Origin of the sequence: Pseudomonas sp. zbq_18, from assembly GCF_043102245.1 — a bacterium.
GTDB lineage: Bacteria > Pseudomonadota > Gammaproteobacteria > Pseudomonadales > Pseudomonadaceae > Aquipseudomonas.
In genome coordinates, this window is record NZ_JBICIT010000013.1 from 98,738 (window position 1) to 120,533 (window position 21,796).

23 protein-coding genes are annotated in these 21,796 nt (G+C 66.6%); 13 read left to right on the plus strand and 10 right to left on the minus strand.

Annotation, left to right across the window (positions count from 1 at the left end):
* Window positions 1–3: 3 nt before the first annotated feature.
* Window positions 4–924, minus strand: coding sequence for a histone deacetylase (locus ACF8C6_RS10020; RefSeq protein ID WP_392499412.1), 921 nt, complete (start codon window positions 922–924; stop codon window positions 4–6).
* 40 nt (window positions 925–964) lie between these two features.
* On the opposite strand from ACF8C6_RS10020, the gene ACF8C6_RS10025 reads away from it, so the two are divergent.
* The 5 genes from ACF8C6_RS10025 (at window position 965) to ACF8C6_RS10045 (ending at window position 5,061) form a co-directional block, all read left to right on the plus strand.
* A complete protein-coding gene (locus ACF8C6_RS10025; protein ID WP_392499135.1) occupies window positions 965–1,507 on the plus strand; it encodes a GNAT family N-acetyltransferase in 543 nt (180 codons plus the stop codon).
* Window positions 1,497–3,104: a SagB/ThcOx family dehydrogenase gene (locus tag ACF8C6_RS10030; protein ID WP_392499136.1), complete on the plus strand. Its 1,608-nt coding sequence runs from the start codon at window positions 1,497–1,499 to the stop codon at window positions 3,102–3,104. The genes ACF8C6_RS10025 and ACF8C6_RS10030 overlap by 11 nt, the downstream gene beginning before the upstream one ends.
* A 3-nt stretch (window positions 3,105–3,107) precedes the next feature.
* A complete protein-coding gene (gene tesB, locus ACF8C6_RS10035; protein ID WP_277690580.1) occupies window positions 3,108–3,977 on the plus strand; it encodes an acyl-CoA thioesterase II in 870 nt (289 codons plus the stop codon).
* Window positions 3,974–4,564 (plus strand): HAD family hydrolase, encoded by a 591-nt coding sequence (locus ACF8C6_RS10040; protein ID WP_392499137.1) that lies wholly within the window; start codon window positions 3,974–3,976, stop codon window positions 4,562–4,564. The genes tesB and ACF8C6_RS10040 overlap by 4 nt, the downstream gene beginning before the upstream one ends.
* A gap of 83 nt (window positions 4,565–4,647) precedes the next feature.
* Window positions 4,648–5,061 (plus strand): endonuclease domain-containing protein, encoded by a 414-nt coding sequence (locus ACF8C6_RS10045; RefSeq protein ID WP_392499138.1) that lies wholly within the window; start codon window positions 4,648–4,650, stop codon window positions 5,059–5,061.
* Window positions 5,062–5,136: 75 nt separating this feature from the next.
* Here the strand turns inward: ACF8C6_RS10045 and ACF8C6_RS10050 are convergent, their stop codons facing one another.
* Both ACF8C6_RS10050 and ACF8C6_RS10055 read right to left on the minus strand, forming a co-directional pair.
* A complete protein-coding gene (locus tag ACF8C6_RS10050; protein ID WP_392499139.1) occupies window positions 5,137–6,021 on the minus strand; it encodes a neutral zinc metallopeptidase in 885 nt (294 codons plus the stop codon).
* A gap of 69 nt (window positions 6,022–6,090) precedes the next feature.
* Entirely contained in the window at window positions 6,091–6,522 is a 432-nt protein-coding gene (locus ACF8C6_RS10055; RefSeq protein WP_392499140.1) for a DUF411 domain-containing protein, read from the minus strand.
* Window positions 6,523–6,650: 128 nt separating this feature from the next.
* Between ACF8C6_RS10055 and ACF8C6_RS10060 the strand changes: the two genes are divergently transcribed.
* A complete protein-coding gene (locus ACF8C6_RS10060) occupies window positions 6,651–7,037 on the plus strand; it encodes a DUF4345 family protein (RefSeq protein WP_392499141.1) in 387 nt (128 codons plus the stop codon).
* On the opposite strand, the gene ACF8C6_RS10065 is transcribed toward ACF8C6_RS10060, so the two are convergent.
* Window positions 7,023–7,658: a TetR family transcriptional regulator gene (locus ACF8C6_RS10065; RefSeq protein ID WP_392499142.1), complete on the minus strand. Its 636-nt coding sequence runs from the start codon at window positions 7,656–7,658 to the stop codon at window positions 7,023–7,025. The two genes, ACF8C6_RS10060 and ACF8C6_RS10065, sit on opposite strands and share 15 nt — an antisense overlap.
* A gap of 172 nt (window positions 7,659–7,830) precedes the next feature.
* Between ACF8C6_RS10065 and ACF8C6_RS10070 the strand changes: the two genes are divergently transcribed.
* Genes ACF8C6_RS10070 through adeC form a run of 3 tightly spaced genes read left to right on the plus strand, consistent with a single transcriptional unit; the run spans window position 7,831 to window position 13,559 of the window.
* On the plus strand, window positions 7,831–8,970 hold the full coding sequence (locus ACF8C6_RS10070; RefSeq protein ID WP_392499143.1) for an efflux RND transporter periplasmic adaptor subunit: 1,140 nt from the start codon (window positions 7,831–7,833) through the stop codon (window positions 8,968–8,970).
* A 12-nt stretch (window positions 8,971–8,982) separates the two neighbouring features.
* Window positions 8,983–12,120, plus strand: coding sequence for an efflux RND transporter permease subunit (locus ACF8C6_RS10075; RefSeq protein WP_392499144.1), 3,138 nt, complete (start codon window positions 8,983–8,985; stop codon window positions 12,118–12,120).
* Window positions 12,117–13,559, plus strand: coding sequence for an AdeC/AdeK/OprM family multidrug efflux complex outer membrane factor (gene adeC / locus ACF8C6_RS10080; protein ID WP_392499145.1), 1,443 nt, complete (start codon window positions 12,117–12,119; stop codon window positions 13,557–13,559). Before ACF8C6_RS10075 ends, adeC begins: the two co-directional genes overlap by 4 nt.
* 186 nt (window positions 13,560–13,745) lie before the next feature.
* On the opposite strand, the gene trmA is transcribed toward adeC, so the two are convergent.
* Window positions 13,746–14,831, minus strand: a complete 1,086-nt coding sequence (trmA, locus tag ACF8C6_RS10085; protein ID WP_392499146.1) for a tRNA (uridine(54)-C5)-methyltransferase TrmA — start codon at window positions 14,829–14,831, stop codon at window positions 13,746–13,748.
* The gene (locus tag ACF8C6_RS10090; RefSeq protein WP_392499147.1) at window positions 14,828–16,123 is read right to left on the minus strand and encodes an NCS2 family permease; all 1,296 of its coding nucleotides are present in this window, start codon (window positions 16,121–16,123) and stop codon (window positions 14,828–14,830) included. Before ACF8C6_RS10090 ends, trmA begins: the two co-directional genes overlap by 4 nt.
* Before the next feature lie 198 nt (window positions 16,124–16,321).
* On the opposite strand from ACF8C6_RS10090, the gene ACF8C6_RS10095 reads away from it, so the two are divergent.
* Together ACF8C6_RS10095 and ACF8C6_RS10100 are read left to right on the plus strand one after the other, a co-directional pair.
* Window positions 16,322–16,879, plus strand: a complete 558-nt coding sequence (locus ACF8C6_RS10095; protein ID WP_392499148.1) for a DJ-1 family glyoxalase III — start codon at window positions 16,322–16,324, stop codon at window positions 16,877–16,879.
* Window positions 16,876–17,337, plus strand: coding sequence for a hypothetical protein (locus ACF8C6_RS10100; protein WP_392499149.1), 462 nt, complete (start codon window positions 16,876–16,878; stop codon window positions 17,335–17,337). The genes ACF8C6_RS10095 and ACF8C6_RS10100 overlap by 4 nt, the downstream gene beginning before the upstream one ends.
* Window positions 17,338–17,450: 113 nt before the next feature.
* Here ACF8C6_RS10100 and ACF8C6_RS10105 read toward each other — a convergent pair whose 3' ends face one another.
* Window positions 17,451–17,861, minus strand: coding sequence for a helix-turn-helix domain-containing protein (locus ACF8C6_RS10105; RefSeq protein WP_392499150.1), 411 nt, complete (start codon window positions 17,859–17,861; stop codon window positions 17,451–17,453).
* Between the two features lie 61 nt (window positions 17,862–17,922).
* Between ACF8C6_RS10105 and ACF8C6_RS10110 the strand changes: the two genes are divergently transcribed.
* Complete coding sequence (locus ACF8C6_RS10110; RefSeq protein WP_392499151.1) at window positions 17,923–18,552, plus strand: cation transporter; 630 nt, start codon at window positions 17,923–17,925, stop codon at window positions 18,550–18,552.
* Window positions 18,542–18,877, plus strand: coding sequence for a DUF3703 domain-containing protein (locus ACF8C6_RS10115; protein ID WP_392499152.1), 336 nt, complete (start codon window positions 18,542–18,544; stop codon window positions 18,875–18,877). Before ACF8C6_RS10110 ends, ACF8C6_RS10115 begins: the two co-directional genes overlap by 11 nt.
* A 179-nt stretch (window positions 18,878–19,056) precedes the next feature.
* On the opposite strand, the gene ACF8C6_RS10120 is transcribed toward ACF8C6_RS10115, so the two are convergent.
* From ACF8C6_RS10120 to ACF8C6_RS10130, 3 genes are read right to left on the minus strand one after another with little or no spacing between them, the layout of a single operon-like run.
* The gene (locus tag ACF8C6_RS10120; RefSeq protein ID WP_392499153.1) at window positions 19,057–19,179 is read right to left on the minus strand and encodes a DUF2474 family protein; all 123 of its coding nucleotides are present in this window, start codon (window positions 19,177–19,179) and stop codon (window positions 19,057–19,059) included.
* Window positions 19,179–20,183 carry a cytochrome d ubiquinol oxidase subunit II gene (gene cydB, locus ACF8C6_RS10125; RefSeq protein WP_392499154.1) on the minus strand — a complete coding sequence of 335 codons (1,005 nt, stop codon included), beginning with the start codon at window positions 20,181–20,183 and terminating at the stop codon, window positions 19,179–19,181. The genes ACF8C6_RS10120 and cydB overlap by 1 nt, the downstream gene beginning before the upstream one ends.
* Window positions 20,180–21,619 carry a cytochrome ubiquinol oxidase subunit I gene (locus ACF8C6_RS10130; protein WP_392499155.1) on the minus strand — a complete coding sequence of 480 codons (1,440 nt, stop codon included), beginning with the start codon at window positions 21,617–21,619 and terminating at the stop codon, window positions 20,180–20,182. Before ACF8C6_RS10130 ends, cydB begins: the two co-directional genes overlap by 4 nt.
* Between the last annotated feature and the right edge of the window lie 177 nt (window positions 21,620–21,796).

Sequence of the window (21,796 nt, forward strand, 5' to 3'; positions counted from 1 at the left end):
TTTTTATCCCAGGCCATGCGCCTGCCATACCCGCGCTGCGCTGTGATGCAGGATGCCGTGGCGGCGGGCGAGCAGGGCGTGGTCCTGGTCGTAACCGCCGCCGATCACCCCGGCCACCGGGATATCGCGTTCCAGGCAGTGGCGGAACACCGCCTCGTCGCGGGCGGCGATACCGGCGTCGGTCAGTTGCAGGTAGCCGAGACGGTCGTCCTTGTGCACATCGACGCCGCCGTCGTAGAGCACGATGTCCGGCTGGTACAGGGCCAGCAGGTAGCCCAGGCTGTCGTGCACCACCTTCAGGTAGTCGGCGTCGCCCATGCCGATGGGCAGGCCGATGTCCCAGTCGCTCCTGGCCTTGCGCGCCGGGAAGTTCTTCTCGCAGTGCAGCGATACGGTGATGGCGTCCGGCACCTGCTCCAGCAGCCGTGCGGTGCCGTCGCCCTGGTGCACGTCGCAGTCGTAGATCAGTACGCGGCCGACCCGGCCGCTCTCCAGCAGGTAGCGGGTGATCACCGCCAGATCGTTGAAGATGCAGAAGCCGGAGGCTTCGTCGTAGTGGGCGTGATGGGTGCCGCCGGCCAGATGGCAGGCCATGCCGTGCTGCAGGGCCAGTTCGGCGGTCAGTAGCGAGCCGCCCACCGCGCGCACGGTACGCCGGGCCAGCGCTTCGCTCCAGGGCAGGCCAAGGCGACGTTGCTCGTGATAGGTCAGCTCGCCGCTGGCGAAGCGTTCGATGTAGTCAGGGCAGTGGGCCAGAGCGAGGATGTCCGCTGGGCAGATCTGCGGGCGATGCAGCGCTTCGTCACGGACCAGGCCGCTGTCCACCAGGTGGTCGCGCAACAGGCGGAACTTGGCCATGGGGAAGCGGTGATTGGTTGGGAAGGGCGGGCTGTAGTCGTCGTGGTAGATCAGCGGCAGCATAATGAATGACTCACGAATTCGAGCCCAGTATATGACTGTGACCATGAGCAGCGAACGCCTGATCCTGCGCCCCTGGCATGACGATGACCTTGACGCCCTGGCAGCCCTGTGTGCCGATCCCGAGGTGATGGCGTATTTTCCCAGCGTGCTGGATCGCAGCGGCAGTGCCGACCTGTTGGCGCGTCTGCAGGCGCACCAGGCCGAGCATGGTTTCACCTTCTGGGCGTTGCAGCGTCAGTTAGATGATCAGGTAATCGGATTTACCGGCCTGGCGCGGGTGAGTTTCGACGCACCCTTCGTGCCGGCGGTGGAAATTGGCTGGCGCCTGGCGCGTCCCTTCTGGGGGCAGGGCTATGCGTTGGAGGCGGCGCAGCGCGCCTTGTGCTTTGCGTTCGATGAGCTGGCGCTGGCTGAGGTGGTGTCCTTCACCGTGCCGGCCAATCACCGTTCCTGGGGTGTGATGCAGCGCCTGGGCATGCGCCGTGATCTGGCCGGTGACTTCGAACACCCGAGTTTGCCCGAGGGCCATCCGCTGCGTCCGCATCTGCTCTACCGCATCGCCCGGGAGGCCTGGCATGGACGCTGAGCAGCAGGTGCGTGCCTACCATGCGCTGAGCAAGCACGCGCCTAGCGGCTATGCGCCGGGGCCCGGTCAGCTCGACTGGGCGACCCAGCCGGCGCCGTTTCGCCGCTACGCCGGATGCCGTCTGATCGAACTCTGGCACAGGCCGCTGGAGGAGACCCCGAGCTACGACGCACCCTTCGCCGGGCCGATCGGCGCGCCGGCGCCGCTGAGCCGCGCCAGCCTCTCGCAACTGCTGTACGACAGCCTGGCGCTATCCGCCTGGAAGGGGGCCGGTGGCAGTCGCTGGGCGCTGCGGGTCAATCCGTCGTCGGGCAACCTGCACCCGACCGAGGCTTACCTGCTGTTGCCACCGGGCAGCGTCGAGGCGTCGGGGCTGCTGGCGCATTACGCGCCGGATGCCCATGGCCTGGAGGTGCGCGCCGAGCTGCCGGCGCCGCTGGCTGATCAGCTGGCGCAGGCATTGCCGCCCGGCGGCTTTCTGCTCGGTCTGGCCAGCATCCCCTGGCGCGAGGCCTGGAAGTACGGCGAGCGTGCCTATCGCTACTGCCAGCACGACCTCGGCCACGCGCTGGCCTGCCTGAGCATCGCCGCCGCCCTCCAGGGTTGGCAGGTGCGCCTGCTGCGCGGTGTGGCCGAGACGCGGCTGGACGGTCTGCTGGGGCTGGACCGTGATGGGTTTCATGAGGCCGAGCATGGCGACTGTTTGCTCTGGGTTGGGCCTGCTCAGACGCAAGAGTTCGCTTTGCCTGAGGCATTGCAGCGCAGCCTGGCGGCGCTGGAACTGAGTGGCGCGCCCAATCGCCTGTCGCGTCAGTACCGCGAGTGGCCGGAGCTGGCGCGGGTACATGCGCTGTGCCGGGCGCCGGCCTTGCCGACCCTGAGCTGGCAGACACCGAGTGGCCACAGCACCAGCGACAATCCCGGCCTGCCGCTGCGGCCGATCCTGCATCGGCGGCGCAGCGCCCAGGCCTTCGATGGCCGCAGCGGCATCCAGGCCGCTTTGCTGTTCGCCTGGTTGCGGCGGCTGATGCCGGCCAACTCGGCGGTGCCTTTCGCTGTCACCGGTGAGAAGCCCCGGGTCGACCTGCTGCTGTTCGTCCATCGCGTCCAGGGGCTGGAGCCAGGTCTGTACTGGCTGGCCCGTTGCGATGGTCAGCCCCGACCGCAGGGGCTGCGCGGCGACTTCACCTGGCAGCGCGCGCATGACGAGCTGCCGCTGTACCGCCTGCTGGAAGGCGATGCCCGTGGCCTGGCCGGTTTCCTCGCCTGCGGCCAGGACATCGCCAGTGACGGCTGTGTGGCCCTGGCCATGCTGGCGCGTTTCGACGCGGCGCTGGCCGCTGGCGCCTGGCACTACCCGCGGCTGTACTGGGAATGTGGGCAGATCGGCCAGCTGTTGTATCTAGAGGCCGAAGCTGCGGGGCTGTCCGGCACGGGCATTGGCTGCTTCTTCGACGATCAGGTGCATGAATTGCTGGAACTGGCCGACAGTCGCTGGCAAAGCCTTTACCATTTCACCATCGGCCGCGCGGTGTGGGATGAACGCCTCACCAGCGCGCCGGCCTATAACGAATTGCGTGTGCCGCCCGAGGAGTGATATATGAGCCAAGTGCTGGATGATCTGGTGTCCCTGCTGAGCATGGAGCAGATCGAGGAAAACCTGTTCCGCGGGCGCAGCCAAGACCTCGGTTTCCGTCAGCTGTTCGGTGGTCAGGTGCTTGGTCAGTGTGTGTCGGCGGCCAACCAGACGGTCGACCCGGCTCGCCACGTGCATTCGCTGCATGGCTATTTCCTGCGCCCGGGCGATGCCACCCTGCCGATCGTGTATCACGTCGACCGCGTGCGTGACGGTGGCAGTTTCAGCACGCGGCGGGTCACGGCGGTGCAGAAGGGCAAGCCGATCTTCTTCTGCTCGGCCTCGTTCCAGGCCGACGAGGCAGGCTTCCATCACCAGTTGCCGATGCCGGATGTGCCCGGCCCCGAAGGCCTGCCGAGCGAGACCGATATCGCCAGCAAAGTGGCGCACCTGATCCCCGAGCGCATGCGCGACCGCATGCTCAGCGCCAAACCGATCGAGATTCGCCCGGTGACGATGATCAATCCCTTCGCCCCCGAGCCGGCCGAACCGGTCAAGTACATCTGGTTCCGCGCCGCCGGCCCGCTGCCGGACGAGCCGCAGCTGCACAAGCTGCTGCTGGCCTACGCCAGCGACTTCAACCTGCTGACCACCTCGATGCTGCCGCACGGTGTCTCGGTGTTTCAGAAGTTCATGCAGGTCGCCAGCCTCGACCACGCCCTGTGGTTCCACGCCGACCTGCGCATGGACGACTGGTTGCTGTACGCCATGGACAGCCCCTGGGCCGGCAACGCCCGTGGTTTCTCCCGCGCCAGCATCTTCAACCGTGCCGGTCAGCTGGTGGCCTCGGCGACCCAGGAAGGGCTGATCCGCGAGCGCGAGGACTGGAAGTGAGTCTGGCCGCCTGCCGCCACTGGGTGTTCGACATGGACGGCACCCTGACCGTGGCGGTGCATGACTTCCCGGCGATCAAGCGTGCCTTGGGCATTCCTCAGGACGACGACATCCTCCATCACCTGGCCGCCTTGCCCGAGGCGGAGGCGCAGGCCAAGCACGCCTGGTTGCTGGAACACGAGCGCGAGCTGGCCATCGGCTCGGTGGCGGCGCCCGGTGCTGTGGAGCTGGTGCGGGCGCTGCACCAGCGTGGTTGCCGCCTGGGCATCCTTACCCGCAACGCCCATGAACTGGCGCTGCTGACTCTGGCCGCCATCGGCCTGGGCGACTGCTTCGCCACGGACGATGTGCTCGGTCGCGGCGAGGCGATCCCCAAGCCGCACCCCGATGGCCTGCTGCAGCTGGCAGCGCGCTGGGGCGTGACGGCGGATGCGTTGGTGATGGTCGGCGATTACCGCTTCGACCTGGAGTGCGCCCAGGCCGCCGGCGCTCGCGGCGTGCTGGTCAACCTGCCGGACAATCCCTGGCCAGAGCTGACCGAGGTGCATGCGCCAGACTGTGCGGCGCTGCTGCAGTTGCTGGCCTAGAGGGGTTTCCCCTCTCCCTCTGGGAGAGGGGCCGGGGTGAGGGACTGCTAGGCTAGCCGGACCATCAGGAAAGGACGCCTGCCATGCCCCAGCACAAATCACCGCTCGACCCCGGCCAGCTCGATTTTGCTCGTCAGCTCAGGCGCGCAGCTACCGATGCCGAGACGCTGCTCTGTCGCCATTTGCGTGGTCGGCAGTTGGCCGGGCGAAAGTTTCGTCGTCAGCACCCGGTCTCGCCTTATGTTCTGGATTTCAATTGCGAGGAGCTGCATCCGGGTATCGAACAGGATGGCGGGCAGCACTCTGCGGAGGAAGGCGTAAAGCACGACCAATACCGGGCCGACTGCTTGTTTGGCAGTGGTATCCGGCTGCTGCGCTTTAGTAATCGTGAAGTGCTGCTGGAGTTGCCCGCCGTGCTGGCGCGGATTTACCTGGAGGTTACAGCTCCCTCACCCCTGGCCCCTCTCCCGGAGGGAGAGGGAAAGTTGGGCAGGTAGCTTCGCGGTAGCTCACCCCCTCTCCCCATGGGAGAGGGGCGGGGGCGAGGGAGCTTCAGGCATGCCACGACGCATCTAGAGTCGGGCGGCGGCAAAGGTATCGCAGCGCCCCGGCTGGCCGCTCTCGAAGCCGACTTTGAACCAGCGTACGCGCTGGGCCGAGGTTCCGTGGGTGAAGGAGTCCGGCATCACGGTGCCGCGGCTCTGTTTCTGCAGGCGGTCGTCGCCGATGGCGTTGGCGGCGTTCAGGGCCTCTTCCACGTCGCCCGGCTCCAGCCAGTTCAGGCGCTGCTGCGCGTTGTTGGCCCAGACGCCGGCGAAGCAGTCTGCCTGCAGTTCCTGACGCACCAGCAGGCCGTTGTCGCCTTCCAGCTTCTGGCCGCTCTGGCGCGCTGCGTTGACCTTGGCCGAGACGCCGAGCAGGGTCTGCACATGGTGGCCGACCTCGTGGGCGATGACGTAGGCCTGGGCGAAGTCGCCGGCGGCGGCGAAGCGGGTTTCCATCTCGCGGAAGAAACTCAGGTCGAGGTACACCTGGCGGTCGCCGGGGCAGTAGAAGGGCCCGACCGCCGCATCGGCGAAGCCGCAGGCCGAGCGTACGCCGCCGCTGAACAACACCAGTTTGGGGTCCTGGTACTGCTTGCCGGAGGCCTGGAAGATGGCGCGCCAGGTGTCTTCGGTGTCACCGAGGATGGCGCGGACGAATTCGCGCTGCGGGTCGTTGGCCGCCGGCGCCTGGCCCTGTTCGGGCGCCTGGCTGGTGACGCCGCCCTGCATGCCCTGGTTGACCACGTTGCCGAGGATGGTCAGTGGGTCCTGGCCCATCAGCAGGCCGATCACCACCACCACGGCAATGCCACCCAGGCTCAGGCCCTTGCCGCCGCCCAGGCGCATGCCACTTCTGCCGCTACCGCGAGCATCCACCACATTGTCGCTGCGTCTGCCGCGTTCCCAGCGCATGGTTGGGCTCCTTCATTCGTCCGAGGCTGACAGTGTCGTCCGCGACAACGAAGGGCGCCAGTCCGGTCATCAGTTGGCCGGATAATCGGCCAGCACGCTTTCCTGGCCGTTCTTGCCCAGGCCGATGACCTGGTAGGCATCGATCCGGCCGGTTTCCATGCCGGGCGAACCATGGGGCATGCCCGGTACGGCGGCCCCGAGCAGGTCGGGTCGGCCTTGCAGGGCGAGCACGTCGCGGGCCGGTACATGGCCTTCGACGAACTTGCCGTCGATCACCCCGGTGTGGCACGAGGCCAGGCGCGGCGGCACGCCGAGGCGCTGTTTGACCGCCGTCATGTCGGTTTCGACGTGGTCGTTGACCTGGATGCCGTTCTCTTCCAGGTGGCTGATCCAGGCCTTGCAGCAGCCGCAGTTGGCGTCGCGGTGTACGTCCATGGTGACGGGCTCGGCAGCCTGGGTGGCGCTGGCGAAGAGCAGGGCGGCTAGGGGAAGCAGGCGCATGGGGATTTCCTCGAGGTGGGGCGTATCGCGCAGGATAGCGTCGGCGCGGCGTCAGTCCCAGGCTGCGACTGTTTCCGTCTGCGTCGGCTCGGCCTATGCTGGCCTGGCGCCTGTCATGGAGACTGCCGATGCTGCCCGTTCGCCTGTTCCTGCTTGTTCAGATCCTGTCGCTCGCCGGCTTCGGCCTGGCCTATTTCATCTACCCGCAGGAGACTGCCAACCTCAGCGGCATGCTGCTGATGGCGCCGGCGGCGGTCACCGATGTGCGGGCCTACTACGGCGGTCTGCAGCTGGGGCTGGCGGTGTGGCTGGGCCTGGCGCTGCTGCGCGGCGAGCTGCTGCGCCCGGCCTTGATGCTGCTGGTGCTGCTTTACAGCGCGCTGCTGCTCGCCCGTCTCGGCGGCCTGTGGCTGGACGGCGGCGCCCAGCAGACCTTCAACCTCTACGCCATGCTGTTCGAGGGCGTTTCGGCCGGCCTGGCGTTCTGGTTGCTGCGCCGTTCAACGGCGGCGTAGGGCGTGGCTGCAGCGCAGCATGTCGAGCAGGGCGTCGACCAGTTGATCCGCCTGCGCCGCCAGTGAGTCTTCGCCCGGGGCCAGCAGCCAGTTGGCCTGCAGGCCATGGATGTAACCGTGCAGGCACAGGGTGGCGCGGCGGCAGTCGAGGTCGGCGGGTAGCTGCCCCTTGCTGACGGCGTTGCCCAGGGATTTTTCGATGCGCTCGTCGCACTCCACGTGCAGCGCCTGCATCTTCTGCCGTAGGTCGCCGAGGTCGTCGGTGTACTCGCATTTGTGCGCCAGGATTTCCTGGATGCGCCGGCTCTGCTCGTCCAGCTCCACATTGCGCAACAGGCGCACCAGCAGCTCGCGGGTATGCCCCAGCGGGTTGGGTTCGTCTTCGCGCTCACTGGCCTCGGCCAGCGCTTCCAGTGGCAGGTGCAGGCGTTCGAGCATGGCCTGGAACAGATCGACCTTGTTCTCGAAGTGCCAGTAGATGGCGCCGCGGGTCACCCCGGCGCCGTTGGCGATGTCCGCCAGCGAGGTGCGCGAAACGCCCCTTTCGTGGAACAGGTGCTCGGCCGCATCGAGGATGCGCTGGCGAGTCTCTTCGGCTTCTTCTTTGGTGCGTCGGACCATGGCGGGACAGCGATTTGTAAAGGTTGGGAAAAGTTACACAGGGAGTGAATTTTTCTCATTTACAAACATTCTAGTACGTAAGTATATTTCTTAGCCAGCTAAGCAATGTGCCGTTTCCCCGCGCCGGGTCTGCTCTGACCGGGCCGTTATTTCTGACATGAGGTCGATTGAGATGCAGAAGAAGCCAGCCTTCGCTGCGATGGTAGGCGTTGTCGCCGTGACGTCGGTGCTACTCGCCGGGTGCCAGGAGAGTGCCGCACCGAGTGCCGAGCACAAGCCCCGAGTGGGCGTCCTCACGCTGCAGCCGCAGCCGTTCACCCTGACCACCGAGCTGCCGGGGCGTACCGCCGCCTTTCGCGTCGCCGAGGTACGTCCGCAGGTCGATGGCATTCTGCAGAAACGTCTGTTCAAGGAAGGCTCGGAAGTGAAGGCCGGGCAGCAGCTGTATCAGATCGACGCCGCCGTTTATCAGGCCAGCTACAAGAGTGCCCAGGCCACCCTGGCGTCGGCCGGCTCGCTGGCCGAGCGTTATGCCGATCTGGTCACGGACCAGGCCGTGAGCAAGCAGGCCTATGACGAGGCGCGGGCCGCCCGGCTTTCCGCCGAGGCGGCGCTGGAGAAGGCGCGCATCGACCTGCGCTACACCAAGGTGCTGGCGCCGATTTCCGGCCGCGTGGGGCGCTCGGCGGTGACCGAGGGCGCGCTGGTCAGCAACGGGCAGGCCACCGCCCTGGCGACCATCCAGCAGCTCGATCCGATCTACGTCGACGTCACCCAGCCGATCAAGGAGCTGTTGCGCCTGCGCCGCGAGCTGGCCAGCGGGCAGCTGGAGAAGGCCGGCGACAACGCGGCCAGGGTCACTCTGAAGCTGGAAGACGGCAGCGAGTACGAGCACGAGGGCACCCTGGAAGTGTCCGAGGTGACGGTCGACGAAGGCACCGGCTCGGTGACCCTGCGCGCGGTATTCCCCAACCCGGACCAGCTGCTGCTGCCGGGCATGTTCGTCCACGCCCGGCTCAATGCCGGCGTCGACCACCAGGCCATCCTCGCCCCGCAGCAGGGCGTGACCCGTAACGGTCAGGGGCAGCCCACTGCGCTGGTGGTCAACGGCGAGAACAAGGTCGAGCTGCGCACCCTGGCGGCCGAGCGCACCAGCGGCAATCGCTGGCTGGTGACCGATGGCCTCAAGGCCGGCGACCGGCTGATCACCGAAGGCCTGCAGTTCATCCGCCCCGGTGACGAGGTCGAGGCCGGGCCGGCGCAGAACGTCGCCGACGCGCCGTCCGCCAAGCCGGATCAGGCCAGCCGCTAAGGAACGACGACCATGGTTAACTTCTTTATCGACCGGCCGATCTTCGCCTGGGTGATCGCCCTGGTGATCATGCTGGCCGGCGGCCTGTCCGTGCTCAAGCTGCCGATCAACCAGTACCCGAGCATTGCCGCGCCCGCGGTGGGCATCCAGGTCAGCTACCCGGGTGCCTCGGCGCAGACGGTGCAGGACACCGTGGTGCAGGTGATCGAGCAGCAGCTCAACGGCATCGACGGCCTGCGCTACATGTCCTCGGAGAGCAACTCCGACGGCAGCATGAGCATCACCGTGACCTTCGACCAGGGCACCAACCCCGACATCGCCCAGGTCCAGGTGCAGAACAAGCTGCAGCTGGCCACGCCATTGCTGCCGCAGGAAGTGCAGCAGCAGGGCATCCGCGTGACCAAGGCGGTGAAGAACTTCCTGATGGTCATCGGCGTGGTCTCCGAAGACGGTTCGATGGACCGCAACGACCTGGCCAACTACATCGTGTCCAACATGCAGGACCCGATCTCGCGGACCAAGGGCGTCGGTGACTTCCAGGTGTTCGGCGCGCAGTACGCCATGCGTATCTGGCTCGATCCGGCCAAGCTGAACAACTTCCAGCTGACCCCGGTCGACGTGAAGAGCGCGATCCAGGCGCAGAACGTGCAGATTTCCTCCGGTCAGTTCGGCGGCCTGCCGGCCGGCGAGGGCCAGCAGCTCAATGCCACCATCATCGGCAAGACCCGCCTGCAGACCCCCGAGGAGTTCCGCAACATCCTGCTCAAGGTCAACCGCGACGGCTCCCAGGTGCGCCTGGGCGACGTGGCCAAGGTCGAGCTGGGCGGCGAGAACTACAGCATCAACGCCCAGTACAACGGCTTGCCGGCCTCCGGCCTGGCGGTCAAGCTGGCCACCGGCGCCAATGCCCTGGACACCGCCAAGGGCATCCGCCAGACCCTGAGCGAGCTGGAGCCGTTCTTCCCGCCGGGCATGAAGGTGGTCTATCCCTACGACACCACGCCGGTGATCTCGGCCTCCATCGAAGGGGTGCTACACACCTTGGTCGAGGCCTTCGTCCTGGTGTTCCTGGTGATGTTCCTGTTCCTGCAGAACTTGCGCGCCACCATCATCCCCACCCTGGCGGTGCCGGTGGTGCTGCTCGGCACCTTCGGCGTGCTGGCGGTGTTCGGCTACAGCATCAATACCCTGACCATGTTCGCCATGATCCTAGCCATCGGCCTGCTGGTGGACGACGCCATCGTGGTGGTGGAGAACGTCGAGCGGGTGATGCGCGAGGAGGGCCTGTCGCCGCTGGAGGCGACGCGCAAGTCCATGGGCCAGATCCAGGGCGCGCTGGTCGGTATCGGCGTGGTGCTCTCGGCGGTGCTGCTGCCAATGGCCTTCTTCGGCGGCTCGGTAGGCGTGATCTACCGGCAGTTCTCCATCACCATCGTCTCGGCCATGGTGATCTCGGTGATCCTCGCCCTGATCTTCACCCCGGCGCTGTGCGCCACCCTGCTCAAGCCGATCGCCAAGGGCGAGCACCACGAGAAGCGAGGCTTCTTCGGCTGGTTCAATCGCACCTTCGAGCGCAGCGTCGACGGCTACGAGCGCGGCGTGCGCGCCATGCTCAAGCGCAAGGCGCCGTACCTGCTGATGTACGCCGTGCTGGTCGCGGTGATGGCCTGGATGTTCACCAAGATCCCCACCGCCTTCCTCCCCGACGAGGATCAGGGCGTGCTGTTCGCCCAGGTGCAGACACCGTCCGGCGCCAGTGCCGAACGCACCCAGGCGGTGGTCGACGACATGCGCCAGTACCTGCTGGAAGACGAGGGCGATACGGTCAAGTCGGTGTTCACCGTCACCGGCTTCAACTTCGCCGGCCGCGGCCAGAGCTCGGGCATGGCCTTCATCATGCTGCGCCCGTGGGACGAGCGTAGCGCGGCGGGGCAGAGCGTGTTCGACCTGGCCCAGCGCGCCCAGCAGCATTTCTTCAGCTTCCGCGACGCCATGGTGTTCGCCTTCGCCCCGCCGGCGGTGATGGAGTTGGGTAACGCCACCGGTTTCAACCTGTTCCTCCAGGACCGTGCCGGTGTCGGCCACGAGACGCTCAATCAGGCCCGCGACAAGTTCCTCGAACTGGCCGGGCAGAACCCGGTGCTGACCCGCGTGCGCGCCAACGGCCTGCGCGACGAGCCGCAGTACCAGCTGCTGATCGACGACGAGAAGGTGCGCGCCCTCGGCGTGTCGCTGGCCGACGTCAACGCCACCCTGTCCATCGGCTGGGGTGGCAGCTACGTCAACGACTTCATCGACCAGGGTCGGGTGAAGAAGGTCTACCTGCAGGGCGTGTCCAGCGCGCGGATGAACCCGGAAGACCTGGACAAGTGGTTCGTGCGCAACGACGCCGGGCAGATGGTGCCGTTCAGCGCCTTCGCCAGCGGCAAGTGGGTCTATGGCGCACCGAAGCTGTCGCGCTACAACGGCGTCAGCGCCATCGAGATCCTCGGCGAGCCGGCGCCGGGCTACAGCTCGGGCGATGCCATGGCCGCAGTCGAGGAGATCACCCGGCAACTGCCGGCCGGCGTCGGCTATTCGTGGACCGGCCAGTCCTACGAGGAGCGCCTGTCCGGCTCCCAGGCGCCGGCGCTCTACGCCCTGTCGCTGCTGGTGGTGTTCCTCTGCCTGGCGGCGCTGTACGAGAGCTGGTCGATTCCGTTCTCGGTGATGCTGGTGGTACCGCTCGGCGTGTTCGGCGCGCTGCTGTTCACCCTGGCCCGCGGGCTGTCCAACGATGTGTTCTTCCAGGTCGGCCTGATCACCACCATCGGTCTGTCGGCGCGTAACGCGATCCTCATCGTCGAGTTCGCCAAGGCGCTGCACGAGCAGGGCAAGAGCTACGTCGAGGCGGCCGTGGAGGCCTGCCGCATGCGTCTGCGCCCGATCATCATGACCTCGCTGGCGTTCATCCTCGGCGTCGTGCCGCTGGCCATCTCCAGCGGTGCCGGTGCCGGCAGCAAGCACGCCATCGGTACCGGGGTGATCGGCGGCATGCTCACCGCGGCGGTACTGGCGATCTTCTGGGTGCCGCTGTTCTACGTATTGGTCAGTGCGCTGTTCAAGGACAAGCGCGCCCAGGCCACCGAGTCGAAGGAGGCCGTCCAGTGAGGCAGTCCCTGTTGTCCCTCGCCGTCGCCAGCGTCCTGCTCGGCGGCTGCAGCCTGATCCCCGACTACCAGCGCCCGCAGGCGCCGGTAGACGGCCTGTGGCCGACGGGCGAGGCCTACACCGCCAGCGGTGTCAGCGAAACCCATACCGCCGCCGATGCCCTGGGCTGGCGCGAGTTCTTCCGCGACCCGGCGCTGCAGCGCCTGGTCGAGACCGCCCTGGCCAACAACCGCGACCTGCGCATCGCCGCGCTCAACGTCGAGGCCTTCCGCGCCCAGCACCGCATCCAGCGTGCCGAGCTGTTCCCCAACGTTGCCGCCGCCGGCAGTGGCACCCGCCAGCGTCTGCCGGGCGACCTGTCATCGAGCGGTGAGGCCAGCACCAGCGGCCAGTACAGCGCCACCGTCGGTGTCAACGCCTGGGAAATCGACTTCTTCGGCCGCCTGCGCAGCCTCAACGAGCAGGCCCTGCAGCAGTACTTCGCCAGCGCCGAGGCGCAACGTAGCGCGCAGATCAGCCTGGTGGGCAGCGTGGCCAACGCCTACCTGACCCTGCAGGCCGACCAGCAGAGCCTACAGCTGACCCGCGACACCCTGGACACCTACCGCAAGAGCTATGCCCTCACCGAGCGCAGCTTCAATGTCGGCGTGGCCGATGCCCTGTCGCTGAGCCAGGCGCGCACTGCGGTGCAGAGCGCTGAAGCCAGCCTGGCGCAGTACACCCGTCTGGTCGCCCAGGACCGCAATGCCCTGGCGCTGCTGCTCGGCGCTGGCGTGCCGGGCGACCTGCCCGAGGGCGCGGTGCTCGAGCAGAACCTGCTGGCCGAGGTGCCGGCAGGGCTGCCGTCGGAACTGCTGCAACGGCGCCCCGACCTGCTGCAGGCCGAGCACTCGCTGAAGGCGGCCAACGCCAGCATCGGCGCAGCGCGCGCGGCGTTCTTCCCCAACATCAGCCTGACCGCCAATGCCGGCAGCGCCAGCAGCGAGCTGTCCGGCCTGTTCGACGGGGGCTCCGGCACCTGGCTGTTCCAGCCGCAGATCAACCTGCCGATCTTCACCGCCGGCAGCCTGAAGGCCAGCCTCGACTATGCCGAGGTGCAGAAGGACATCCAGGTGGCGAGCTACGAGAAAGCCATCCAGACCGCCTTCCAGGAAGTCGCCGACGGCCTGGCCGCACGCACCACCTACGCCCAGCAGCTGGATGCCCAGCGTGCCCTGGTGGAAACCAGCGAGGAGTACTATCGCCTCGCCGAACGGCGCTTCCGCACCGGCGTGGACAACTACCTGACCCTGCTCGACGCCCAGCGCCAGCTGTTCAGCGCCAAGCAGCAGCTGATCAGCGACCGCCTCAACCAGCTGACCAGCGAGGTCAACCTGTACAAGGCCCTCGGCGGCGGCTGGCACGAGCAGACCCAGGTGGCCACGGCGCCTGCGGACTGAGCGTTCGCCTGAAACGAAAAGCCCCGGCATGCCGGGGCTTTTTCGTCTTACGCGCTTGGTCTGTCTGCGTTGGGCTTCGTCGCCATGCTCCTCAACCTACGCGGCCCGACCCAACCTACGGCTGGTAGTGCGCGGTGGGGCGTAGGTTGCGGTTGAGCGAAGCGAAGCCCAACGCCACCGGCATTCCTAGCGCCGCACCAGCAACACCCCGGCTTCCATGTGGTGCGTCCACGGGAACTGGTCGAACAGGGCGCAGCGCTCGATACGGTGGGTATCGCCCAGCTGGGCGATGTTGGCGGCCAGGGTTTCTGGGTTGCAGGAGATGTACAGGATGTTGTCGAAGCGCCGGGTCAGCTCGCAGGTGTCCGGGTCCATGCCGGCGCGTGGCGGGTCGACGAACACGGTGCCGAAGTCGTAGGCCTTCAGGTCGATGTCGGCCAGGCGGCGGAACGGGCGCACTTCGTTGAGGGCCTGGGTCAGCTCCTCGGCGGACAGACGCACCAGCTCGATGTTGTCGATGCCGTTGTCGGCCAGGTTGGCCAGGGCGGCATTCACCGAGGTCTTGCTGATCTCGGTGGCCAGCACCTTGCGCACGCGGGTGGACAGCGGCAGGGTGAAGTTGCCGTTGCCGCAGTACAGCTCGAGCAGGTCGTCCTGGCGTTCGCCGAGGGCGTCATAGGCCCACTGCAGCATCTTCTGGCAGACCGTGCCGTTGGGCTGGGTGAAGGCGCCCTCCGGCTGGCGATAGCGGAACGTGCGACCGGCGACGGTCATCTCTTCCTCGACGTAGTCCCGGCCGATCACCAGGCGCTGGCCGCGCGAACGGCCGACCAGGCTGACGCCCAGCCTGGCCGCCAGTTGCTCGGCCTCGGCCTGCCACTCGGCGTCGAGCGGGCGGTGGTAGCACAGGGTGATCAGTGCGTCGCCACTCAGGGTGGTGAGGAACTCGACCTGGAACAGCTTGAACGACAGCGCCTTGCTCGCCTGCCAGGCGGCCTTGAGCTGGGGCATCAACTGGTTGATGCGTACGCTGGCGATGGGGAACTCGTCGATCAGGATCGGCGTGTGCTTGTCGCCGGCCTCGAACATCGCGTAGTGGCGCTGTTCCTGCTCGCGCCACAGGCGGAACTCGGCGCGCAGGCGGTAGTGCTCGCGCGGTGAGTCGAATACCTGCGGCTGCGGGGCGACGAAGGGCGCCAGCAGCTCGCGCAGGCGCGCGACTTTCTCGTCCAGCTGGGCGGCGTAGGCCGCCTGGTCACCGATCCTGATCATGCGCTGAAGAAGCCCAGCTTGACCACGAACAGCGCGGAGAGAATCCACAGCGCCGGGTTCAGCTCGCGCCACTGGCCGGCCAGCAGTTTGATGGCGGTCCAGGCAATGAAGCCGAAGGCGATGCCGTTGGCGATGGAGAAGGTCAGCGGCATGGCCAGGGCGGCGACCACCACCGGCGCGGCGACGGTGAGGTCGTCCCAGTCGATCTTGGCCAGGCTGCTGGTCATCAGTACGGCAACGAACAGCAGTGCCGGGGCGGTGGCGAAGGCGGGCACGGCGCCGGCCAGCGGGGCGAAGAACAGCGCCAGCAGGAACAGGGCGGCCACGGTCACGGCGGTCAGGCCGGTACGCCCGCCGGCGCTGATGCCGGCAGCCGATTCGATGTAGCTGGTGGTGGTGCTGGTGCCCAGCGCGGCGCCGGCCATGGTCGCGGTGCTGTCGGCCAGCAGGGCACGACCGACGCGCGGCATCTTGCCGTCCTTGTCCAGCAGGTCGGCTTTCTGCGCGACGCCGACCAGGGTGCCGGAGGTGTCGAACAGGTCGACGAACAGGAAGGCGAAGATCACGCTGATCAGGCCGATATCCAGGGCGCCGGCGATATCCAGCTGCAGCAGGGTCGGCATCAGGCTGGGCGGCATCGACACCACGCCGTCCAGCTTGGACAGGCCCAGAGCGATGGACAGACCGGTGACCAGGAGGATGCCGATCATCACCGCGCCGGTGACCTTGCGGTAATACAGCCCGGCGATGACGAAGAAGCCCAGGCACGCGAGCAGGGCGCCGCCGCTGCTGAGGTCGCCCAGGGTCACCAGGGTGGCCGGGTGGTCGACCACGATGCCGGCGTTCTTCAGGGCGATGATCGCCAGGAACAGGCCGATACCGGCGGCGATCCCCGAGCGCAGGGCCAGCGGGATGCTGTTGATGATCCACTCGCGGATCTTGAAGATCGACAGGGCGAAGAAGATCGCACCAGAGAGGAATACCGCACCCAGGGCGGTCTGCCAGCTATAGCCCATGGTCAGCACCACGGTATAGGTGAAGAAGGCATTGAGCCCCATGCCCGGCGCCAGGGCGATCGGGTAGTTGGCGACCAGGCCCATGATCGCCGAGCCGATGGCCGCGGCCAGGCAGGTGGCGACGAAGACCGCGCCGTGATCCATGCCCGTCTCGGCCAGCAGGCTGGGGTTGACGAAGAGGATGTAGGCCATGGTCAGGAAGGTGGTGACACCGGCCAGGATCTCGGTACGGATCGTGGTGTTGTGTGCCTTGAGTTGGAACAGCTTTTCCAGCATGGTGAGCTCCCCTGGGGCTGGTGCGGCAATGATCTGCGGACTGCGAAAAGCAAAGCACAAAGGCGGCCAGCTCGAAGAATGACGAGGGCTAATTTGGGCCGGGTCCGGAAAAGCCGCGCACTATACCAGTTCACCCTCGCACGGTGAATTTATGACCGGACGGACTGTGTCGGTTTCCGTTCGAGGAGGAGCATCGCCATGACTGCCAGAGCCCTGATCGCCGTCGCCGATGGCGTGGAAGACCTGGAAACCGTGACCCTGATCGACGTACTGCGCCGCGCCGAGGTGGAAACCGTGGTGGCCAGTATCGAAAACCGGCGCATGTTTACTGCCGCACGAGGCACCCGGCTGACCGCCGACGCCATGCTGGTCGACGTACTGGCTCAGGATTTCGATCTGATCGTGCTGCCTGGTGGCATGCCCGGCGCCCAGCACCTGGCCGAGCACGTGCCGCTGGCCGAGAAAGTGCGGGCGCAGGCCAAGGCCGGCAAGCTGTTCGCCGCCATCTGCGCCGCCCCGGCCCTGGCGCTGCAGGGCTACGGCGTGATCAAGCAGCGACGCATGACCTGCTACCCGGCGTTCAGCGACCGCCTGTCCGGCTGCACCTTCGTCGATCAGCCGGTGGTGGTGGATGGCAACTGCATCACCAGCCAGGGGCCGGCTACTGCCCTGGCGTTTGCACTGACGCTGGTCGAACAGCTGGTCGGCAAGGCCAGGCGCAAGGCGGTGGCCGAGGCCATGCTGGTGCCGGTATGAAGCGGGGCCAAGCTATTGCGGCCGTTGTTGCCCTGGTTCTGCTGGCAGGCTGTGCCAGCGAAGCGCGGTTACCCTCGGCGACTCATCAGTTGGGTATTCACAGAGCCAGCACCGCCAGTGGCGATGGCCTGCAGCCGATGCGCGATCGCCACAGCGGTGTGCGTCTGTGGGTCAATCCACGGGCGCTGCTGACCGAACGCGATGTCGCCGCCAGCGAACTGGCCATGACGCCGGACGGCGAGCCCGCGGTAATCCTGACCCTGAGCGACAGCGGGCGGGAGGTGCTGGCCGAACTGACACGCCAATCCCTGATGCAGCCGCTGGCGATCGTGCTGGACGGCGAACTGCGTCTGGCGCCTGTCGTGCGCGAGCCAGTGCGAGATGGCCGCGTGGCGCTGACCGGCTTCGACTCTCTGGATGAGGCCGAGGCGCTGGTGCGCGGTTGGGGGCCTAGATGAAAGGACGATATCCCTCGCGAGGTTGACGGCGCTTTGCTGGGTTGCGCCTGTGGCCTGACTCAGCCTACGGTCTGATGCGCTGGGGCGGCGGAGTTGGCCGCGTAGTGGACGATCTACAGGCAGCACTCACGACTATCCAGCGCCTCCAGCAGCCGGCAATGCCCGGCATGGCCGCTATGGCAGTCGGCCAGTTTGCTCAGTTCGGCGCGCATGTTCTGCAGATCGCGGATGCGCGCCTCGATGGCATCCAGGTGTTCGCGGGCCATGCGGTCGGCGGCATCGCAGGGCCTTTCCGGGTGGGCGGCCAGATCGAGCAGGCTGCGGATCTCCTCCAGGCTGAAACCCAGTTCGCGGCCGCGACGGATAAAGCGCAGGCGCCGCACATCCTGTTCCTGGTAATGGCGATAGCCGGACGGGCTGCGCTGCGGCTCGGGCAGCAGGCCGCTACGCTCGTAGAAACGGATGGTTTCCAGATTGACGCCGCTGTCGCGGGCGAGCACGCCAATGGTGATGGGTTTGCTCATGTTGACTCCGTAGTGACTACAGGGTTTAGCCTAGTCTGCACCTGGAACAAGGAGATGCCAAATGGGTGCTCACTGCTGCAATCACGACACCGGCCCGGTACATAACGACGGGCGTTACCGACGCATCCTGTGGATCGCGCTGCTGGTCAATCTGGTGATGTTCGTCGTCGAGATCGGCGCGGGCCTCAAGGCCGGCTCAGTCTCCTTGCTGGCCGACTCGCTGGATTTCCTGGGGGATGCCGCCAACTATGCCATCAGCCTCTGGGTGCTGGGCATGGCGCTGACCTGGCGCGCTCGTGCCGCTCAGTTCAAGGCACTGAGCATGCTGCTGTTCGGTCTCGCCGTATTGGGCGCGGCGCTCTGGCACTGGTGGCAGGGCGCGGTGCCGAATGCACCGACCATGGGCGTGGTGGGCACCCTGGCGTTGTTGGCCAACTTCGGCGTGGCGGTGTTGCTGTATGCCTACCGCGAGGGGGACAGCAACATGCGCAGCGTCTGGCTGTGCACCCGCAACGATGCCCTGGGCAATCTCGCCGTGCTGGCCGCGGCGCTGGGGGTGTTTGGCACCGGCAGCGCCTGGCCGGACCTGATCGTTGCCAGCATCATGGCGACCCTGGCCATCACCGCCGCGGTTCAGGTGCTGCGTCAGGCCGATGGTGAACTGAAGGGCGATCACGGTCATGCGCACTGAGTTGCAGGCTGCGCTGCGGCAGGCTTTCAGCGAGGGCGAGAAGGCGCTGGGCCATGGCGATGCGCAAGCCGCGCTGGTCTGGCTGGAGCGCGCACATATCTTCGGTCAGCGCCTGGCGCTGCCCCATGCGCGGGCGCACTGGCTGATGCTGCGCGCCGGCTGGATGCTGGGCGACTGGCGCGAGGTGCTCGGGCAGCTGCCTAGGATTGCCGCCGCGCTGCTGTTTTCGCGGATCTGGGTGCCACTGGGCAATAGCGGCCGGGCTCGGGTCAGTGCGTTCCGGCCGATGCCGCTCAGCGCGGAGCTGAAAAGACTGCTGGAGTAGGTTGGGGCGGACCGCACAGGTTGAGTGCAGCGAAGCCCAATGCACCTGCGCAGCCAGGTATCGCGTAGGGCTAGGGGGTTCCCGTTGGGCTTCGTCGCTGTGCTCCTCAACCCAACCTACGGAGCATCGAGTGTCGCGTAGGGTGGATGGCCGTAGCCATCCACCAGGGGCATGCCGGCTCAGGTCAGCCCCATGCCCCACTTGATGGCGTAGGCCAGGACACCTACGGCCAGCACGCCGCCCAGCCACAGGGCGGCGAACCAGGCCAGGCGCTGGGGCAGCGGAGGTTTGTTCTCGCTCATCAGTGATACCCCTCGCCGACCTTCACCTTGCCGCGGAATACCCAGTAGCTGTAGGCCGTGTAGATAAGGATGATCGGTACCATGAACACCACGCCAACCAGGGCAAAGGCCTGGCTGCTCTCCGGGGCCGAGGCCTCCCAGATGCTGACCGACGGCGGAATGATGTTCGGCCACAGGCTGATGGCCAGACCGGTGTAGGCCAGGGCGATCAGTGCCAGGGTCAGCACGAAGGGCTGCCAGTCGATCTTCAGGTGCACGGCGCGGACGATCCCCAGGATGGTCACTGCGACCAGGGTCGGTACCGGCATGAAGTAGAACAGGTTGGGCAGGGTGAACCAGCGCTCGGCGATGGCCGGGTGAGCCAGCGGGGTCCAGATGCTCACCGCGCTGATGAACAGCAGCAGCAGGGAGGTCAGCGGCAGCATCAGCTTGTACATCTTGTGGCGCAGCTTGCCCTCGGTCTTCAGCAGCAGCCAGGCACAGCCGAGCATGGCGTAGCCGACCACCAGGCCGGCGCCGCAAAACAGTGGGAACGGCGCCAGCCAGTCGAAGGCCCCCCCGGCGAACTGGCGGTTCTCTACCCTGATGCCCTCGATAAAGGCACCCAGCACCACGCCCTGGGCAAAGGTGGCGACCACCGAGCCACCGATGAAGGCCGCGTCCCACACGTAGCGGGTGCGCTTGGCCTTGAAGCGGAACTCGAAGGCCACGCCACGGAAGATCAGGGCGATCAGCATGATCACCAACGGCAGGTAGAGTGCGCTGAGCACCACCGAGTAGGCCAGCGGGAAGGCGGCGAACAGCCCGGCGCCGCCCAGTACCAGCCAGGTCTCGTTGCCGTCCCAGATCGGCGCCACGGTGTTCATCATGGCGTCGCGCTCGTCCTTGTCGCGGAAGAAGGGGTAGAGGATGCCGATGCCCAGATCGAAGCCGTCCATCACCACGTACATGAAGATGCCGAAGGCGATCACGCCGGCCCAGATCAGCGGTAGGTCAATGCTCATGGGCGTTTCTCCTGTTCGACGTCGACTTCACCATCGACACTCTCGGCCGCAGCGGACAGCGGGCGTGCCGGGGTGCGCTGATGGCCGGGGCCACCTTCTTCGCTGATTTGGGCGCTGAGCAGGCCAAGCACCGGGCCCTTGCGCATCATGCGCAGCAGGTAGGTGATGCCGACACCGAACACGGCAAAGTAGACCACCACGAAGATGCTCAGCGACACGCCCATCTGCGTGGCGCTGTGGTTGGACACGGCGTCCGAGGTGCGCAGCAGGCCGTAGATGACCCACGGCTGGCGGCCGACCTCGGTGGTGACCCAGCCGGCGAGAATGGCGATCAGCCCGGACGGGCCCATCAGCAGCATCAGGCGCTGGAAGCCGCGGGCTTCGTACAGCCGACCGCCGCGGCGCAGCCACAGGCCGAGCACGCCGCAGAGGATCATCAGCAGACCCAGGCCGACCATCACGCGGAAGCTCCAGAACACGATCAGCGCATTCGGCCGATCCTCCGGCGCCCACTCCTTGAGGCCCTTGATCTCGCCGTCGAGGTCATGGGTGAGGATCAGGCTGGCCAGCCGTGGGATGCCAATGGCGTATTTCGTCGTCTCTTCCTGCATGTCGGGGATGCCGAACAGCAGCAACGGCACGCCTTTCTCGGTGTCCCAGTGTCCCTCCATCGCCGCGACCTTGGCCGGCTGGTGCTTGAGGGTATTGAGGCCGTGGAAGTCACCGATCAGCGCCTGGATCGGTGCGACGATCAGCGCCATCCACAGGGCCATGGAGAACATCATGCGCGTGGCCGGGTCGCGCTTGCCCTTGAGCAGGTGCCAGGCCGCGGTGGCGCCGACGACGAAGGCGGTGCTGAGGAACGCCGCCACCGCCATGTGCGCCAGGCGGTAGGGGAAGGACGGATTGAACACGATGTCCCACCAGCTCTCCGGGTAGAACACGCCATCGACCAGGGTGAAGCCCTGCGGGGTTTGCATCCAGCTGTTCGACGAGAGAATCCAGAAGGTCGAGATCAGGGTCCCGATGGCCACCATCAGGGTGGCGAAGAAGTGCAGGCCGCGGCCGACCTTGTTCAGGCCGAACAGCATGATCCCCAGGAAGCCGGCTTCGAGGAAGAACGCGGTGAGCACCTCGTAGGTGAGCAGCGGCCCCATGATGCTGCCGGCCGCCGTCGACAGCTCGCTCCAGTTGGTGCCGAACTGGTAGCTCATCACCACCCCGGAGACCACGCCCATGCCGAAGGTGACGGCGAAGATCTGCAGCCAGAAGCGGTAGAGGTCGTAATAGACCTCCTTGTTGGTCTTCAGCCACAGCCCCTCGAGCACCGCGAGGTAGCTGGCCAGGCCAATGGAGATGGCCGGGAAGATGATGTGGAAGGACACGGTGAAGGCGAACTGGATGCGTGCCAGTTCCAGTGATTCGAGGCCGAACATGAATGGCCACTCCGCTAGTTGATCTGAATCAATCATCCGCCACCTTAGACCAAGGTCGTAGCCGGCGGATTGTCGCATTGGGCAAATTGCCGCAGTGACTCAGAGCGCCCTGGCGGCGCCAGGATTCAGATTTATTTTGACGGGCCGCGCTCGGAACCGATGAGGGTCCGGCTCAGG